We start from the raw sequence: 15,539 nt of genomic DNA, 5'->3' as shown, positions 1-15,539 counted from the left end.
GTGAGTCCTTATAATCAATTCAGGAGTGAACAGAAGGTAATAACTTCATAAAAAAACCATTTTAGTGTATGCGCTTTCACAAGCATTTCCAGCTAATCAGATCACATCCGGAACAATCCTTACGCGCAGAGAGATTGATTACCGTGACTATTCTTCCTGCATATTACCTTTACTGCTGAATCCGCTTTCCTGCCTTAACGCAGTGCAGGGGTGTAACTCTGCGTTGCCATGCCTTATTTCGGATAATTAATATCCTCTTCCCCGGTTTGGGGTAATACTTAAATTAGTGGGATTAACTGTTTACTTTATTTTTAACAGAGGATCGTCATGGATAATGAATATACCGTAGGTGACTATCTCTTGGACCGCTTATCATTAAGCGGGATCTCCGAGTTGTTTGGCGTACCGGGCGACTACAATCTGAAATTCCTCGACAGCGTGATCAATCATCAGCAAATCACCTGGGTCGGCTGTACCAATGAATTAAATGCTGCCTATGGCGCAGATGGTTATGCGCGTATTAAGGGGCTGGCGGCGTTGCTGACCACATTTGGTGTCGGTGAACTGAGTGCGCTGAATGGCATTGCCGGCAGTTATGCGGAATATGTGCCTGTCGTGCATATTGTGGGCGCACCAGCGCTGACGTCTCAGCGTAAGGGGGAGTTGCTGCATCACACGCTGGGAGATGGTGTATTCACCCATTTCGCACGGATGTCCGCGCCGGTCAGCGTGGCGCAGGCGTCCCTCACACCGGAAAATGCCCTGGCTGAAATCGACCGTGTCATTGAAGAGGTCATGTACAACTCGCGGCCGGGGTATCTGTTGCTGCCCAGCGACGTGGCCGCATTGCCGGTCAGTACCCGGGCGCAGGCGTTACCTGTGCGTCAGCCGCCTTTCTCACCTTCTTCTCTGGATGCTTTTGTTGCTGCTGCTGAAACGCAGTTGCGGGGCGCAAAACGGGTTTCACTATTGGCAGATTTTCTGGCAGACCGTTTCGGGGTTAAAGCTGCGCTGGAACAGTGGATGGAAGACGTGCCGCTGGCGCATTCAACATTGCTGATGGGCAAAGGTTTATTTAACGAGCAACAGGCGCATTTTGCCGGTACTTATTCCGGGGCCGCCAGCGCACCATCAACGAAAGACGCGATTGAAGGGGCCGATGTGGTGATCACAGTCGGGGTGAAATTCACTGACACCATTACCGCCGGTTTTACCCAGCAGCTTCCGTCCGGAAAATGTATTGACCTTCAGCCCTTTTATGCCCGGGTAGGTGACCAGATTTTCCACCAGCTACCGCTCGAAAAAACGGTCAGTGTGCTGCACCGGCTTACCGCTGAGCTGGCTGGCACCCGGACACCCTATCCCGTTAAACATAATAGATTGCCGTTGTCGCACGATAACAGCCTCGGGCAATATGCCTTCTGGCAACAGATTCAGGATTTCCTGCAACCGGGAGATGTGCTGGTCGCTGAGCAGGGCACGGCCTGTTTTGGTGCGGCAGCGCTGAATTTGCCGGAAGAGTGTCAGTTTGTCGTCCAGCCTTTATGGGGATCTATCGGTTTCACGCTGCCCGCTGCGTTTGGTGTACAGATCGCCGTACCTGAGCGCCGTGTTGTGCTGCTGATTGGCGACGGATCTGCACAGCTTACCCTGCAGGGATTAGGTGCCGCGATCCGTTACGGTCTGCCACCGGTTATTTTTGTGATTAATAATGACGGTTACACCGTTGAACGGGCGATCCATGGTGAAACCCAGCGCTATAACGATATTGCACAGTGGAACTGGACACAGTTCCCGGCGGCCTTCGGAGGGACAGAAGTGTTCAGCGCGCGGGCGGATTCGCCGCAGGCGCTGAAAGAAGCGATAGAGAAGGCCACCGCACGGCGGCAGATGGCCTGGATAGAAGTCATTTTGCCGAAGATGGATATTCCTGACTTGCTTAATTCAGTGACTAAATCACTGGCGAAGCGTAACTCAGGGCAATAGATCAGTGTCCGGTGACGGCGGGTTAGTCAGCTGGTCGATGAACCACCAGCCCGCCGGACCGGGCTGATTGTTTTTACTCCAGACCGCATCCACGGAAATTTGCTTCGGCCAGCCGCGTAACGGCAGGCTGACAAGCTTGTCATGGCCAAACTGTTGCACCAGCCAGTGCGGCAGTATCGCCCAGCCAAACCCCTGTTCTGCCATTTCCAGCAACATCAGATAGCTTGGCGCTGACCAGATTTGCCCCTGTGTTTGCGGCATTTCACGGCGGCTATAAGGTTGCAGGCAAAGCTGGCGGAAGGTATGCAACTGTTCCGGCTGCAGACCGGTGGTGTTTGCCAGCGGATGCTCACGGCTGCAAAACACCGACATGTCCGTTTGTTCCGGTAAACGTGCCACGCCGATGTCCGGCGGATAATGATCCTGCACTTCCACCATACCAATATGGGCGCGGCCGGACTGTAACAGGTCAATCACATCCTGATCTTCGGCGATCTGACATTCAAATTCGATATCGGGGTAACGGCGCTCAAACCGACGCAGCAGCGCCTCGTGGTGGGTCGGCTGATAAGTGTCCGACAACACGAATGTCAGGCGGGTTTCGACCTGTGCCGACAAACGTATCGCCAGTTCATCAAGCCGCTCGCTGGCCGCCAGAATAGCCTGAACGTGACTAAGTACGCGTTGACCGGCCGGTGTCAGCACCGGCTGGCGGCTCTGGCGGTCAAACAGCGTTAGGCCCAGATCCACTTCCAGATTGGCGATGGCTGTACTGACGGTAGACTGACTCTTGCGCAGCTTACGTGCCGCTGCTGAGAATGATCCGGTATCGGCCGCTTCGACAAAAGCCATCAGGGCTTCCGGTGAATAGCGCATCCTGTGCTCCTTCTGGTTTTAATCCATCTATTTTATCGATACTTCCTATCTTTTATCTATCTTATTTACTGATGATAATGGCCGCCTGTGACAGCCGTCACGTAGCAGTTCACCTAACAACGATCAGAAATCAGGCAGGTTTTTATGGCTAAGCAAACACGGAATATCTCGCAGAAAACGTTCGGCGAACGCATTTTTCATGCGGTAGGTTTCGAAATTCTGGCTGTGTTGATTTCAGCCCCCGCCGCAGCCTGGGCGCTGAACAAACCTGTCTGGGAAATGGGCGCACTGGCGATCATGTTGTCGACGACAGCGATGGTCTGGAACGTTGTCTATAACAGTCTGTTCGACAAATTCTGGCCGGTTTCCCGGGTGGTGCGGACATTTAAAATCCGCGTGGCGCACGCGCTGGGCTTCGAAGGTGGATTTATCATGATTGGTCTGCCGGTTGCCGCGCTGTGGCTGGGGATCGGGCTGCTGGATGCCTTGATGCTGGAAGTGGGATTCTTTCTGTTCTTCCTGCCGTATACCGTGGTCTACAACTGGGTTTACGACACGTTGCGCCAGCGCTGGGTGAACCGCCGTCTGGCCGCAGAAGATTGCCCAGCCAGACGTTGATCCGCGTTACTGAAGGTACAAAAAGCCCGCCGGCATTTTCTTTGCCGGCGGGCTTTTTGTCGGTTATGGTTTTGCCATCGGGGAAAAATACAGGGTGTGCAGATGAAAACATTAGGGCTGATTGGTGGCATGAGCTGGGAATCCACCGTACCGTATTACCGCATGATTAACGAACAGGTAAAGCAGCAACTGGGCGGATTACATTCGGCCAAACTGTTCCTTTACAGCGTCGATTTTTACGATATCGAAAAGCTGCAAATGGCCGGTGACTGGCAGCAGGCAGGCGAAATTCTCGGTAATGCCGCGCATTCACTGGCGCGCGCAGGTGCGCAATTTATTGTCGTATGTACTAACACCATGCATAAAGTGGCGGATGATATCGAACGTATCGGCGGCCTGCCGCTGCTGCATATCGCCGATGCGACGGCAGAAAAAATCGCAGGGCAGGGGCTGCGTAAAATCGGCCTGCTGGGTACGCGCTTTACCATGGAACAGGATTTCTACCGCGGGCGTTTGCAGGACAAACATCAGATTGACGTGGTGACGCCGGATGAAGCTGACCGTGCGATTGTCCATCGCATCATTTATGAAGAGCTGTGCCTGGGCGTTATCAGGGATGATTCCCGCGAAGAATATCGGCGGATTATTGGCAAATTAGAACAGCAGGGCGTGGAAGGTATTATTCTCGGATGCACCGAAATTACCCTGCTGGTGGGCGAGGAAGACGCGAGCGTACCTGTTTTTGACACCACTGCCATTCATGCGCTGGCGGCAGCGGAGTTTGCATTAAAGCAGGATTAATCTTCTTCCGGGGCCTGACGTACAAGCCGCTGTTTTGCCACCTGCATCAGCGGCTTCCCGGCCAGCATTAACCAGGCTGGCAGCATCACGATACACAACAACGGCAGCAGCTTCAGCCCCGGAACCACGGCGGCAGCCATAAACAGGCTAAGCCAGCCGTCGCGTGTCACCACCAGTACCATACCCATCACGGCGCATGAAACAGTCACCGCCGCTGGCACATCTGGCGCGTACTGATGCAGCATCAGGCCAAGCGATACCCCGACAAACACCGCCGGGAAAATACGTCCGCCACGAAAACCGCAGGCCGCCGCCACCACCAACGCCGCCAGTTTGGTCAGGGTGATCGCCAGCAATGGCCCCATCTCAAACAGCGCATTGGAATGCGCCAGCTCTTTCATTTCATCCAGCCCTTTAAACAGGGTAATTTCTCCGCCAATCAGTGCCAGTAACCCCAGCACAAACCCGCCAATACCCAGCCGCAATATCGGATTATGAATACTGTTAAACATCCGGTGCACATGCGGGAACAGCCAGACAGCAATCATCCCCAGTGCGATAGCAATCAGCACCACCACTGACCCGCTGAAAATATCCATCAGGCTGGCGGCGTCATACGACGGAATACTGAGCGAAAAATCGGGCTGGAAAAATTGTTCGGTGGTGATGGCACCTGCACCTGCTGCGAGTAATGGCGCAAAAAGGCGATCCCATAACTGCACATCTTTGTTACCGCCGAGGGTTTGCGAAAAAATCAGCGCGGCCGCCACTGGCGTGCCAAATAACGCGCCGACAGTCCCGGCTGCCGCCAGGATCACCCAGTCAGTCGTCGGTACCCGGGGCAATAAGCGCGAGCCTAATGCCGCCACCAGCGCAATATTAATCACCGTGATCGGATGTTCCGGCCCCAGACTGACGCCGCCTGCCAGTCCGACCATCAGCGCCAGCGCAAGACCCGGCAAAGCATTGATCGCCACCGGTGCCCCAATCAGCGACTCCGTAGCAGGATCCGGCCCGGCGTGGCCTGGCATATACTTTATGATGGCACCGACGCCAATGCCGGTCAGTGTCAGCATAAACAGCGTCCAGCTGGCGGATTGAGTATTGATATTGAGCACGGCGGGAATGTTCTCCCACAGCAGATTCTGCAGCGCGCCAGAAATCATCATGACGAACACCAGCACCAGGCTGGACATCACACCAATAATGATCGCGGGCAGGGCAAAAGCTAACATGACTCTGGCGCGGGGATGGAACATGCACGTATTTCCTTATTTATAATTTCGTTTGCTCTGATAGCTTAGATGAATCCCGGCAAAGTCAGTTTGCGGGCTGTCGACATAATTTTGTGTAGCATGCTGCATAAATGTGGGTTGTTTCAAAACTGCATTGCAGCGTATAGCAATTACCGCTATTTTGCCCACACGAATTTGGCGCGGATGCGCAGCATAATGAATTTACTTTTGCGGAGAATAACATGACCAAATACTCCCTGGTGGGCGATGTCGGGGGCACTAACTGCCGCCTGGCGCTTTGCGCTTTGGACAGCGGTGAGATTTCGCAGTCGAAGACTTTTTCCGGGCTGGATTACGACAGTCTGGAAGCCGTCGTTCGTGAGTACCTCGCGCAGCAGCATCAGGAGGTTGAGGATGCATGCATCGCTATCGCTTGTCCGATAACCGGCGACTGGGTGGCGATGACCAACCATACGTGGGCCTTTTCCATTGCCGAAATGAAGAAAAATCTTGGACTGCAACATCTGGAAGTGATCAATGATTTCACTGCCGTTTCTATGGCAATCCCGATGCTGAAAGAAGATGACCTGTTGCAGTTTGGCGGTAAAAAAGCACAGGACGGCAAACCGGCAGTGATTTACGGAGCCGGCACGGGGTTGGGCGTCGCACACTTAATTCATGCCAACAACCAATGGCTGAGCCTGCCGGGCGAAGGCGGCCACGTTGATTTTGCGCCAAACAGCGAAGAAGAAGACATTATTCTTGAGCAGTTGCGTACCGAAATGGGGCACGTTTCTGCTGAGCGTATTCTCTCCGGTCCGGGACTGGTGAATCTTTACCGCGCCATCGTCAAATCAGATAATCGTGTGCCGGAAAACTTCAGACCGAAAGACGTGACGGAGCTGGCTCTGGCGGATGAAAATCTGGATTGCCGCCGCGCACTGTCACTGTTTTGCGTGATCATGGGACGTTTTGGCGGCAACCTGGCACTCAACATGGGCACCTTCGGCGGCGTGTACATTGCAGGTGGCATCGTTCCGCGCTTCCTGGAATTCTTCAAAGCCTCAGGCTTTCGCGCCGCGTTTGAAGACAAAGGGCGTTTTAAAGATTACCTGATGGATATTCCGGTATTCCTGATCACCCACGATCAGCCGGGGCTGTTAGGTGCAGGGGCTTATCTGCGTCAGTCGATTGGTATGACGATCTAAAACTGCCCCTGAGAAGGTAACTCGATCGGCTCCTCCCCTGCGAAGGGGAGGAGCAAGGAACCCCTCCCGAGATTTAGCATGAAGTCGCACTCAAGTTCATCTTGCCCATCATGATTTTTTTCTGACTTTAATTCCCGCGATAAGTCGAGAAACCGTAAGGACTGACAAGCAGAGGGATGTGATAGTGAGGCACTGAGCCATCTGCTTTAAAAATAACAGGGATTTCCGGGAAAAATGAAGCGGTATGATGTTTTTCAAACCATTCGCCAGTTTTAAACGTTACCCGATAATTACCTTTCTCCATCACACTTTCATTGGGATACAGCGCCGGAATTCGTCCCTGCTCATTGGTCACTCCACTGCTCAGTTGCACCCATTTGTTACCTTCCTGCTTCTCGAGCGATACGCTTACCCCCTGTGACGGCAGCCCGTTTTGCAGGTTCAGAACGTGGACGCTAAGAGGGTTTGCTGCAAAGGCGGATGTCAGACACAGCGCATTGATAATACCGGCGAGTAATAATTTCTTTTTAAACATATGTTCGTCCTTTTGAACTCAATGTTATTTGTTAATAACGCAGAATATCTGGCAGAGGTATATTTAGGTTTTCCACATCACAGACGTGAGAAAGTGCGAAATATCCTCTGTCTTGACGAAACAAAGTCTACTTTTTACTGGCTAACCTGAGGATGACGGGCTAATGACATTTTTGTAATAATTCAGAGCCGGACGCCAAAAAATAACGCCCTCCGCCTCAAAACCCGTCAGATCCCCATCAAAACCGCATTAATTGCCTGAATTCTTTAACTTTGCTCCGGCTCACCGGCACTTCAAAATCCAGATCACTTAACCGCAAAATATAGGTGTTGTTAAACCACGGCACGATCTCGCGGATTTTCGACAGATTCACGCAATATGAACGGTGACAGCGAAAGAAATACTCCTCCGGCAGGCGGTTGCATAATTCAGTGATGTTCATTGGCATCGTGAATTCTTCTTTGCGGGTATAAACCTGTGTCACCTTTTCCTGCGCGGCGGCGTAATAAATATCGTTAATATCGGTAACGATAATACGCTCATCTTTAATCAGATTGATGCTGTGACTGACCCGCAGGGGGTTACCCGTGGCCGGTGCAGTACCTTCCTGTTTATCACCGGGCTCCTTCGCAGCCAGCTCTTTATCCCGACGAAAATGTGACTCCAGCTTTTGCAGCATGGTGACAATGCGCGACTCATGATAAGGCTTAAGAATGTAATCAAACGCCTCAATTTCAAACGCTTCTGCGGCATGCTCCTTATAGGCGGTGATAAACACGATATACGGCTTGTGCGCAAACTTACTGATGTTTTGCGCCAGCAATACGCCATCGAGGGAAGGGATGCTGATATCGAGAAAAATCGCGTCCACTTCATGCGATTGCAGGTATTTAAGCACGTCCAGCCCGTCATCAAAAACTGCTTCAATGCTGATGCTGCTGTGGGTATTAATCAGATAACTCAGCTCTTCCTGAGCCGGTACTTCATCTTCGACGATAATAGCGTTCATGGAATTATCCCCCGGTGCGATGGCCCGAAATGCGGGCGGGTAAAACTAAAAAGCGTTTCTGCGGGTCAGGCGATTTTGCTCTCTGAGGCTGCCGTGACCTGGGGTTGCGTATGCGTAATCACAAACGAAATATCCGTGCCGGGTTCAAGACGGCGGATAGTCAGGCCCTGACCATACAATAATGAAACGCGGTGATGTACATTCAGCAGGCCAATTTTATTGCCGGGCATTTCATTGCGTGCCACGCGGTCAATCGTTTCCTGATTAATACCATGGCCGGTATCTTTTATTGATACCCTGATGCCGTCAGCCTGATGCTTCACTGAAATGACCACCACGCCTTTTCCGCTGCATTTCTGGATGCCGTGCACAATAGCGTTCTCTACCAGCGGCTGGATCAGCAGGCTCGGAATTTTCACCGAAATGTCATCATCAATGTCATAAATCACCGTCAGCTTGCTGCCGAACCGCGCCTGCTCAATGGCGATGTAATCCTGCACCTGATGCAATTCTTTGCGCAGATCAATCAGCTCATCGTTCAGTTCCAGGTTATAACGCAGATAGCGGGAAAGATTGATGATCAGCTGGCGCGCCACGTCAGGGCGGGCACGGATAGATGATGAAATCGCGTTCAGCGCGTTAAACAGAAAATGGGGATTTATCTTGCTCTGCAACGCCCGCATTTCCGCTTTATTGGCCATCTCGCGTAACTGCTCGGTGCGTGATACTTCCATCTGTGTCGACATAATCTGCGATAACCCGATCGCCATCACTTTCAGCGAATAAGTGATGCGGTGCGGGTCACAGTAATAGATTTTCAGCGAGCCGGTGACTTCACCTTTTTCCCAGAGAGGAATGATAATCAGCGAGTGTATCTGTGGCGTACGGTGCATTTCGTCGTTGTTTTTCACCGTAATTTCACCGCTTTCCAGCGTCGCTTTGGTCATCTCACTCAGCGTTTCATGGCCGATATTGTATTCTTCTGCGCCCACGCCGACGTACGCCAGTATGTTTTTGGTGTCGGTTATCGCCACCGCATCAGCATCGATATCATCGCGAATAATACTGCAAATACTGGCTAACGATCCGGCGTTGATATTTCTGCCTTCTATGTTACGAAAATAGGGCAGGGTTTTATTGGCGATATCCAGCGCCAGCCGCGCCTGTCGTGCGGCGATCACCTCTTTTTCATCCTCGACACTTTGCACCAGCAACACAATCAGGCCGATGGAACTGGCACCGAGGATCAGCGGTGCGGCGATATTCATGACGATATCCAGCCCGAGCGAAAACGGTCGCGCCATCAGCAAAATCAGGATCATGGTCAGCGTTTCGCACAGCATGCCGCCCAGAATACCGACTTTCCAGTGCAGCGATTTTTTGACTTTTTTATTGATATAACCGGAGAGGAAACCTGCGGTAATACTGGTAATCAGACACGGAACAGACGTCGGCCCGTGGATGTCGATCAGGAAACGGTGGGTGCCGGAAATCAGGCCGGTAATGATCCCGACCCAGGGCCCGAACAGGATCCCGCCCGACATGATCGCGATCGTACGTACGTTGATCAGTGAACCTTCGACGTTGATGCCTGAGAGCGTACCGAAAATAGCGAACAGTGAGAAAATGGCGGTAACCGCAGTCAGTTCCAGCGGTGTATGGTTTTCATTTTCTTTATGCAGCAATTTGCGGAACAGCGGAGTTCGCGTGAGGAAGAACAAACAGATAAGCATCAGCGCCGCACGGTCGAAGACCGCCAGCAGCATATCGAACATGTGAGGCATGGCAGATTAGACTCTTTGCACGATTGAAAGATAAGCGTGCCAAATGGATTCAGCGGTTATTATATGTAAAAGGTCAGACTTTCACCATCGGCAGACACAGGAGCACATTCCGACATGATTTCGTTATCCACGCCGCGGCTGATCATGCAGCCTCTCCAGGCTGATGACTGGGCATTTTTCTTGCGGCTGTATCAGACCCCGGAGGTCATGCGTTTTATCGGCGATATTGAAACCCACGCGCAGGTTCATCGCCGTTTTGAACAACGTCTGGGTCACTGGGATCGCGACAGTGATTTCTGGCTGTGCCTGCTGATGCGTGAAAGAGAAACCGGCGCAGCAGTGGGGCTGACCGGATTTTTCCCGGACTGGCGGCCGTATAAACAGGGTGAAGTCGGATTCATTCTGGCACCTGAACATCAGCGTAAGGGGTATGCCGTGGAATCCCTGCGTGAAGTGCTGAACTTTGCGTTTGACCAGTGTGGTTTTCATCGTTTGCAGGCTAACGTGTTGGAAGGCAACGACGCATCGCGCCGTGTGCTGGAAAAATGCGGATTCCGGATGGAAGGGCGTTTGCGGGACAGCTACCGGATCGGTGATGAGTGGAAAAACGACTGGCTGCTGGGGCTGCTGGCCACCGATCCACGTCCGCAGTGAAAAAAAGATGCCCGGTATCTCGACAGCCATTTTCCTCTGCGTTATGTTCGTTGTAGGCCGTTACGCGGCCAGCGTCGCTCGGACGGTCCGGGCGCTTACGTATCCCAGAGGAAATTATGGCTGATTCCAGTTCACCCCGTCGTTTTTCACGTATTGATCGTCTTCCCCCTTATGTTTTCAACATTACCGCTGAACTGAAAATGGCCGCACGCCATCGTGGCGAAGACATTATCGATTTCAGTATGGGCAATCCCGACGGCCCGACACCGCCGCACATTGTGGAAAAGCTGGTGCAGGTTGCGCAGCGCGAGGATACCCACGGTTACTCGACCTCACGCGGCATTCCGCGTCTGCGTCGTGCCATTTCCCGCTGGTATGCCGATCGCTATCAGGTGGAAATCGATCCGGAAAGCGAAGCTATTGTCACCATCGGTTCGAAAGAAGGGCTGGCGCATCTCATGCTGGCAACGCTCGATCATGGCGACACCGTACTGGTGCCCAACCCAAGTTATCCGATCCACATTTATGGTGCCGTGATTGCCGGTGCGCAGGTGCGCTCCGTGCCACTGGCCGAAGGCGTGGATTTCTTTGCTGAGCTGGAAAAAGCCATTCGTGAAACTATTCCGCGCCCGAAAATGATGATCCTCGGTTTCCCGTCTAACCCGACGGCGCAATGTGTGGAGCTGGATTTCTTCGAGCGTGTGGTGGCACTGGCTAAACAATACAACGTGTTGGTGATCCACGATCTGGCCTATGCGGATATCGTCTACGACGGCTGGAAAGCGCCGTCAATTATGCAGGTGCCGGGCGCAAAAGACATTGCGGTGGAATTCTTCACGCTGTCGAAAAGTTACAACATGGCGGGCTGGCGTATCGGTTTTATGGTCGGTAATCCTGAACTGGTCAGCGCGCTGGCACGCATCAAAAGTTACCATGATTATGGCACTTTCACGCCGTTGCAGGTGGCGGCCATCGCCGCGCTGGAAGGCGATCAGCAATGTGTGAAAGACATTGCTGAACAATACCGTCAGCGCCGTAATGTGCTGGTACGAGGTCTGCATGAAGCGGGCTGGATGGTGGAAAATCCGAAAGCATCAATGTACGTCTGGGCAAAAATCCCGCCTGCTTATGCGCATTTAGGATCGCTGGAATTTGCCAAACGATTGCTGGCCGACGCAAAAGTGTGTGTGTCACCGGGGATCGGTTTCGGGGATTACGGCGATACGCATGTCCGTTTCGCCCTGATCGAAAATCAGGACAGGATCCGTCAGGCCGTGCGCGGCATCAAAGCGATGTTCCGGGCCGACGGTTTGCTGCCACCTAAAAAAACGGTGGGTGAACCGCCCGTGGAACAGGATCCGACGGTCACTGCCTGAGGCGCATTTGAACAAAAGCCGGGCGACGCCCGGCTTTTTTATGACATCAGGCTAACTTCTTTATTATCCAGGTCATATTTATCCGGGAATTTTGCGTTATTCTTCGTCGTGGTTGTAGTGAATGACCCGGCGTTTACCGTCAATCTGCACATCACTCCATTTACGCTGCATCGGTTTTACCTCACCGTTGCGCAGGGCGGTAATCAGTGCAGATTTATCTTTTTCTTCATACAGATAAAGTTCTCCCGCCTGGGTCCATTTCCCGGCCTGTCTGGCGTAAATGCGACAATTAACGGAAGGTGCATCCAGCGTATTACAGAGAAAAACCTCTTTCTGCCGGTCATTGTTTAAATCCAGCGTATTGACGATACACGCACCCTGAAGGCTGAGGCAATCGCGCAGTGTATTGCGGTACTCCTCCAGCTGCGGCAGGTTTTTCCACCATGCGTCATCGGGGGATGTCGCACCTTTCGCCACCTGAATCCGTTTTTTCGCCTCTTCCACACGATAATTTTTCGCCAGTTCGGCTGCATTTTTATCGTTGTAGGAACCCCAGCGTGATGTCTGTGCCATCATATTTTTCACTGTGGTCAGCAGGCGCGGATCGGCAGTGAATGCGGGGTGCTGTTGCAGCGCTGCCAGCGCGTCGTTACCCCGCCGACCGGTGTCAAAACGCAGCCATTTCAGATCAACATCCTTCGCCTGTATCTTGCCCTTGTCGAGGCGTGCAATCTGGTTGTTCACGCTGATGCGGTAAGGATCGAGCAGCGGGCTGTTGGCGGCAATCACCAGTATCACCACCAGCACCGACAGCGGTTTATTGAGCTGGGTGATGCGTGGCAGCCAGCCGGGGTGCTTATCGATAACCGATAAGCTGTAGCAAAGCGATGCGAGCAGCGTAATGATGATCAGCAGCACCGCCCGCAGACGTTCCGGTGTCCAGCCGTGTTGCGAAACGCGCAGGCCGGTGGCGTAGAGCGCCAGTATGGCATACAACGGCAGCAACAAAATCGCCGCATTCACCAGCAGGCGGATAGCGCGCGGATAGGGTTTGACCTCGCTGTCAGTTTCACGCACGACATTGACCAGCAACAGAATACTCAGCGCCATGGTGGTCAGCAGGCTCGCTGCAGACCAGGCTTGCGACAGCGTTGACAAGCCGGTGAAGGGCAGGGCAAACAGGAAAATCAGCGCGACAAACGCCACCAGCGGCAATAAGCCTTTCAGGATGAAACGGATGATGTGGCGGGTGGTATTGATGAGCGCCGGCTGCGTGCGGCAGATGACGATACTGGCCCCTAACAGCAGCCCGTAAACCAGATACATAAACAGCGGCGTTTCAAAAAATAATTCATGGAAATATTCGATGCCGACCAGCCGGAACAGCGCCGCGCACAGAGCCATCACGCCCACTGCCAGCAGCATCAGCAGGAACGTAAGCATGGCCGACAGCGTGTTCTGGCTGTAACACGCAGAAAGACTGGCATAGCGGTAACGGTTTGCCGCCGGGAAAGTTTGTACCTGCAGCCACGGCAAAACGAAGTAGACCAGCAGCGCCAGAGACAAATTAAATGACACCAGCACTGAATCCGCCGATGTCTCCGCTATATTACTTTTTACCCAGGTGGCCATACCGGCCAGCAGCAGCGCCAGCAGGGCCACTGAGGCCCATAACCGGCGGTCATTCAGATGAACGACGGACAATGAAATCAGCACCGGTAATGTAAATGCCATAGTCTGGCCGTAAATATTGTGAGAGAAACCGGCAAATTTTGCTGCAATGTGGTCTGAGAAAAAGAAGTACAGCAATAATCCCTGAAGCAGGCAGAGGGTAATGATTAACCCGCGGCCGGGTGTAGGCAGGTGTGGCATCGGGCGACCTGTCTGATTGAACTGAGGCATCCGTGGCTCTCCGGAAAAAATAATGTAAGGGGAAGTAATATAAAAACTCCCGCCAGTGTAGAGAATTCCCGCCCGCTGTGCAGAAAACTCTTCATCAGGCAGAAACGGTGGTTTTGTGAGCACTGCCGCTTCACTGGCAAAATCAGCTGTAGTCACTAGGCTTATGTATTAAATGGAGAATTCCGAGGTGAAAATGGCAGAACACGAACTGAAAGAAAAACGCATTGAAATTGTTAGAAATTTCTACGCCAAACTGGATCAGGCAGATGCGTCATTGCTGGATCTCTTTGCTGAAGATGTGGTGCTGTTTTTTCCAAAATTTGGCACTGCACAGGGAAAAACTTCGCTGGGGGAACTCGGTAAACGCTTCGCGCTTGAAATCGATAAGATCCAACACATTCAGGACGCGTTCCGTTTTCTGAGTGACGGAGATGCCATTGTGCTGGAAGGGCAGATGCGTGGCGTGATGCAAAACGGTGACCGCTGGCCGACGTCGGAGGCCGGCAGCCATCATTTCTGCACGGTCTTTGTTTTTGAAGATTTGCTGATTAAACGGCTGAGTATTTATCTCGATCCTGATTTTAATCTAGAGGATAAGAAGCGGGTGAATAATTATCGTCAGGCGGTGAAAACTGAGGAAAACAAAACCTGAGATCACCGGATAAAAAAAGAAGGGAAACCGTTTCAACCCACGGTTTCCCTTCGCCAACTGCCGGTTATCAGGATTCGGCAGGGACAATATTGTTCTTGTAGCGTTGCAGAATCGGTGAGTTGATGTCCGACGGGTTCTGCAACTGCCACAGGTTACGTTCGATGCCGTCATTCACCAGATAAATCACCCCGGATTCAATCGCCGACATCAGGCACAACATCACAGGCTCATTGGTGGTGTAACCCAGTTCACCTTCCAGTAACCGCTGATAGTCGATAAAGCGGAACACCCCGGCCTGTACTTCATACGACAAAATCGTCTTGCTGGTATTCACGGACGATAAAACTTCTCCGGTATTGACGTCGACAGCACGCAGGTTCACGGCTATCTGGTCCAGCTGGTATTGTGTGCTGGCTCCGATACCGAAGTATCGCGCCCCCGCACCGCCTGATTTCACATTACTTTCGTAACCGATTATCGAGCCTTCAATCAGGATATTCGCCGCGACCAGCGAGGAAAGCGGCCGCTGATTATTGATGGCGACGCTGCCATTCTCCTGCGCGGCACGAATAATTTTGCGTTCGTTCAGTAAGTTTTGCAGCCCCTGACGTTCCAGCGGGATAAACCATTTGGAATCTTTGAGTGCCGATACCAGCATCGCTGTGGCACTTTGCGGCACGGCGGTCGAGAAGTTACTGGCCGGATATGGCTTGAACTGGCCCGTTTCATCCTGAATGTTATAGACCGACACAAAAATCCGGCCCTGCGGCGAAGGCAAGTGAGTCAGATCGGTATAGCTTGGTGCCCGGGGCAATAATGTCGGTCTTGCGGCTTCTTTCGGTGCTGCTGTGAGGCACCCGCTCAACACAAAAACTGCGATGAGTAATAAATAGCTGCGCATGA

The 15,539-nt window shown here is 52.5% G+C and carries 13 protein-coding genes and 2 pseudogenes; 7 read left to right on the top strand and 8 right to left on the bottom strand.

What is annotated here, in order from left to right:
* Positions 1-327: 327 nt before the first annotated feature.
* The gene (locus ACOZIO_RS07790; RefSeq protein WP_129952214.1) at positions 328-1,986 is read left to right on the top strand and encodes an alpha-keto acid decarboxylase family protein; all 1,659 of its coding nucleotides are present in this window, start codon (positions 328-330) and stop codon (positions 1,984-1,986) included.
* Here the strand turns inward: ACOZIO_RS07790 and ACOZIO_RS07785 are convergent.
* Positions 1,975-2,862 (bottom strand): LysR family transcriptional regulator, encoded by an 888-nt coding sequence (locus ACOZIO_RS07785; protein ID WP_129952215.1) that lies wholly within the window; start codon positions 2,860-2,862, stop codon positions 1,975-1,977. The two genes, ACOZIO_RS07790 and ACOZIO_RS07785, sit on opposite strands and share 12 nt — an antisense overlap.
* Positions 2,863-3,006: 144 nt before the next feature.
* On the opposite strand from ACOZIO_RS07785, the gene ACOZIO_RS07780 reads away from it, so the two are divergent.
* Entirely contained in the window at positions 3,007-3,480 is a 474-nt protein-coding gene (locus ACOZIO_RS07780) for a multidrug/biocide efflux PACE transporter (protein ID WP_129952216.1), read from the top strand.
* Positions 3,481-3,582: 102 nt separating this feature from the next.
* Positions 3,583-4,281 carry an aspartate/glutamate racemase family protein gene (locus ACOZIO_RS07775; protein WP_129952217.1) on the top strand — a complete coding sequence of 233 codons (699 nt, stop codon included), beginning with the start codon at positions 3,583-3,585 and terminating at the stop codon, positions 4,279-4,281.
* Here the strand turns inward: ACOZIO_RS07775 and ACOZIO_RS07770 are convergent.
* Entirely contained in the window at positions 4,278-5,540 is a 1,263-nt protein-coding gene (locus ACOZIO_RS07770) for an ion channel protein (RefSeq protein ID WP_129952218.1), read from the bottom strand. The two genes, ACOZIO_RS07775 and ACOZIO_RS07770, sit on opposite strands and share 4 nt — an antisense overlap.
* A 218-nt stretch (positions 5,541-5,758) precedes the next feature.
* On the opposite strand from ACOZIO_RS07770, the gene glk reads away from it, so the two are divergent.
* Positions 5,759-6,724, top strand: coding sequence for a glucokinase (gene glk, locus ACOZIO_RS07765; RefSeq protein ID WP_129952219.1), 966 nt, complete (start codon positions 5,759-5,761; stop codon positions 6,722-6,724).
* 127 nt (positions 6,725-6,851) lie between these two features.
* Here the strand turns inward: glk and uraH are convergent, their stop codons facing one another.
* The 4 genes and pseudogenes from uraH to ACOZIO_RS07745 all read right to left on the bottom strand — a co-directional run bounded on the left by uraH (position 6,852) and on the right by ACOZIO_RS07745 (position 10,052).
* On the bottom strand, positions 6,852-7,259 hold the full coding sequence (uraH, locus tag ACOZIO_RS07760) for a hydroxyisourate hydrolase (RefSeq protein WP_095922951.1): 408 nt from the start codon (positions 7,257-7,259) through the stop codon (positions 6,852-6,854).
* Between the two features lie 238 nt (positions 7,260-7,497).
* Positions 7,498-7,824, bottom strand: a pseudogene (locus ACOZIO_RS07755) (LytTR family DNA-binding domain-containing protein); the annotation flags it as partial.
* Positions 7,825-7,913: 89 nt separating this feature from the next.
* Positions 7,914-8,268 (bottom strand): annotated as a pseudogene (locus ACOZIO_RS07750) (response regulator); the annotation flags it as partial.
* 65 nt (positions 8,269-8,333) lie between these two features.
* Complete coding sequence (locus ACOZIO_RS07745; RefSeq protein WP_129991716.1) at positions 8,334-10,052, bottom strand: sensor histidine kinase; 1,719 nt, start codon at positions 10,050-10,052, stop codon at positions 8,334-8,336.
* Between the two features lie 114 nt (positions 10,053-10,166).
* On the opposite strand from ACOZIO_RS07745, the gene ACOZIO_RS07740 reads away from it, so the two are divergent.
* Positions 10,167-10,706 carry a GNAT family N-acetyltransferase gene (locus ACOZIO_RS07740; RefSeq protein ID WP_129952223.1) on the top strand — a complete coding sequence of 180 codons (540 nt, stop codon included), beginning with the start codon at positions 10,167-10,169 and terminating at the stop codon, positions 10,704-10,706.
* 116 nt (positions 10,707-10,822) lie between these two features.
* A complete protein-coding gene (alaC, locus tag ACOZIO_RS07735) occupies positions 10,823-12,082 on the top strand; it encodes an alanine transaminase (RefSeq protein WP_129952224.1) in 1,260 nt (419 codons plus the stop codon).
* 96 nt (positions 12,083-12,178) lie between these two features.
* Here alaC and ACOZIO_RS07730 read toward each other — a convergent pair whose 3' ends face one another.
* Positions 12,179-13,984, bottom strand: a complete 1,806-nt coding sequence (locus ACOZIO_RS07730) for a DUF4153 domain-containing protein (RefSeq protein ID WP_421595160.1) — start codon at positions 13,982-13,984, stop codon at positions 12,179-12,181.
* Positions 13,985-14,177: 193 nt separating this feature from the next.
* Here ACOZIO_RS07730 and ACOZIO_RS07725 point away from each other — a divergent pair, with 193 nt between their 5' ends.
* The gene (locus ACOZIO_RS07725) at positions 14,178-14,636 is read left to right on the top strand and encodes a nuclear transport factor 2 family protein (protein WP_129991719.1); all 459 of its coding nucleotides are present in this window, start codon (positions 14,178-14,180) and stop codon (positions 14,634-14,636) included.
* 67 nt (positions 14,637-14,703) lie between these two features.
* Here ACOZIO_RS07725 and csgG read toward each other — a convergent pair whose 3' ends face one another.
* On the bottom strand, positions 14,704-15,537 hold the full coding sequence (csgG, locus tag ACOZIO_RS07720) for a curli production assembly/transport protein CsgG (protein ID WP_129952227.1): 834 nt from the start codon (positions 15,535-15,537) through the stop codon (positions 14,704-14,706).
* Positions 15,538-15,539: the final 2 nt, after the last annotated feature.

Origin of the sequence: Rahnella sp. PD4, assembly GCF_049199325.1 — a bacterium.
GTDB classification, from domain to species: Bacteria; Pseudomonadota; Gammaproteobacteria; order Enterobacterales; family Enterobacteriaceae; genus Rahnella; species Rahnella perminowiae.
The sequence above is the reverse complement of the archived record's forward strand: the minus strand, read 5'-3'. Positions and strand labels throughout refer to the sequence as shown.

Bases quoted from the DNA above. Each gene is read 5' to 3' on its own strand.
- ACOZIO_RS07790 (WP_129952214.1), top strand. From the start codon at position 328: ATGGATAATGAATATACCGTAGGTGACTATCTCTTGGACCGCTTATCA.
- ACOZIO_RS07785 (WP_129952215.1), bottom strand. From the start codon at position 2,862: ATGCGCTATTCACCGGAAGCCCTGATGGCTTTTGTCGAAGCGGCCGAT.
- ACOZIO_RS07780 (WP_129952216.1), top strand. From the start codon at position 3,007: ATGGCTAAGCAAACACGGAATATCTCGCAGAAAACGTTCGGCGAACGC.
- ACOZIO_RS07775 (WP_129952217.1), top strand. From the start codon at position 3,583: ATGAAAACATTAGGGCTGATTGGTGGCATGAGCTGGGAATCCACCGTA.
- ACOZIO_RS07770 (WP_129952218.1), bottom strand. From the start codon at position 5,540: ATGTTCCATCCCCGCGCCAGAGTCATGTTAGCTTTTGCCCTGCCCGCG.
- glk (WP_129952219.1), top strand. From the start codon at position 5,759: ATGACCAAATACTCCCTGGTGGGCGATGTCGGGGGCACTAACTGCCGC.
- uraH (WP_095922951.1), bottom strand. From the start codon at position 7,259: ATGTTTAAAAAGAAATTATTACTCGCCGGTATTATCAATGCGCTGTGT.
- ACOZIO_RS07745 (WP_129991716.1), bottom strand. From the start codon at position 10,052: ATGCCTCACATGTTCGATATGCTGCTGGCGGTCTTCGACCGTGCGGCG.
- ACOZIO_RS07740 (WP_129952223.1), top strand. From the start codon at position 10,167: ATGATTTCGTTATCCACGCCGCGGCTGATCATGCAGCCTCTCCAGGCT.
- alaC (WP_129952224.1), top strand. From the start codon at position 10,823: ATGGCTGATTCCAGTTCACCCCGTCGTTTTTCACGTATTGATCGTCTT.
- ACOZIO_RS07730 (WP_421595160.1), bottom strand. From the start codon at position 13,984: ATGCCTCAGTTCAATCAGACAGGTCGCCCGATGCCACACCTGCCTACA.
- ACOZIO_RS07725 (WP_129991719.1), top strand. From the start codon at position 14,178: ATGGCAGAACACGAACTGAAAGAAAAACGCATTGAAATTGTTAGAAAT.
- csgG (WP_129952227.1), bottom strand. From the start codon at position 15,537: ATGCGCAGCTATTTATTACTCATCGCAGTTTTTGTGTTGAGCGGGTGC.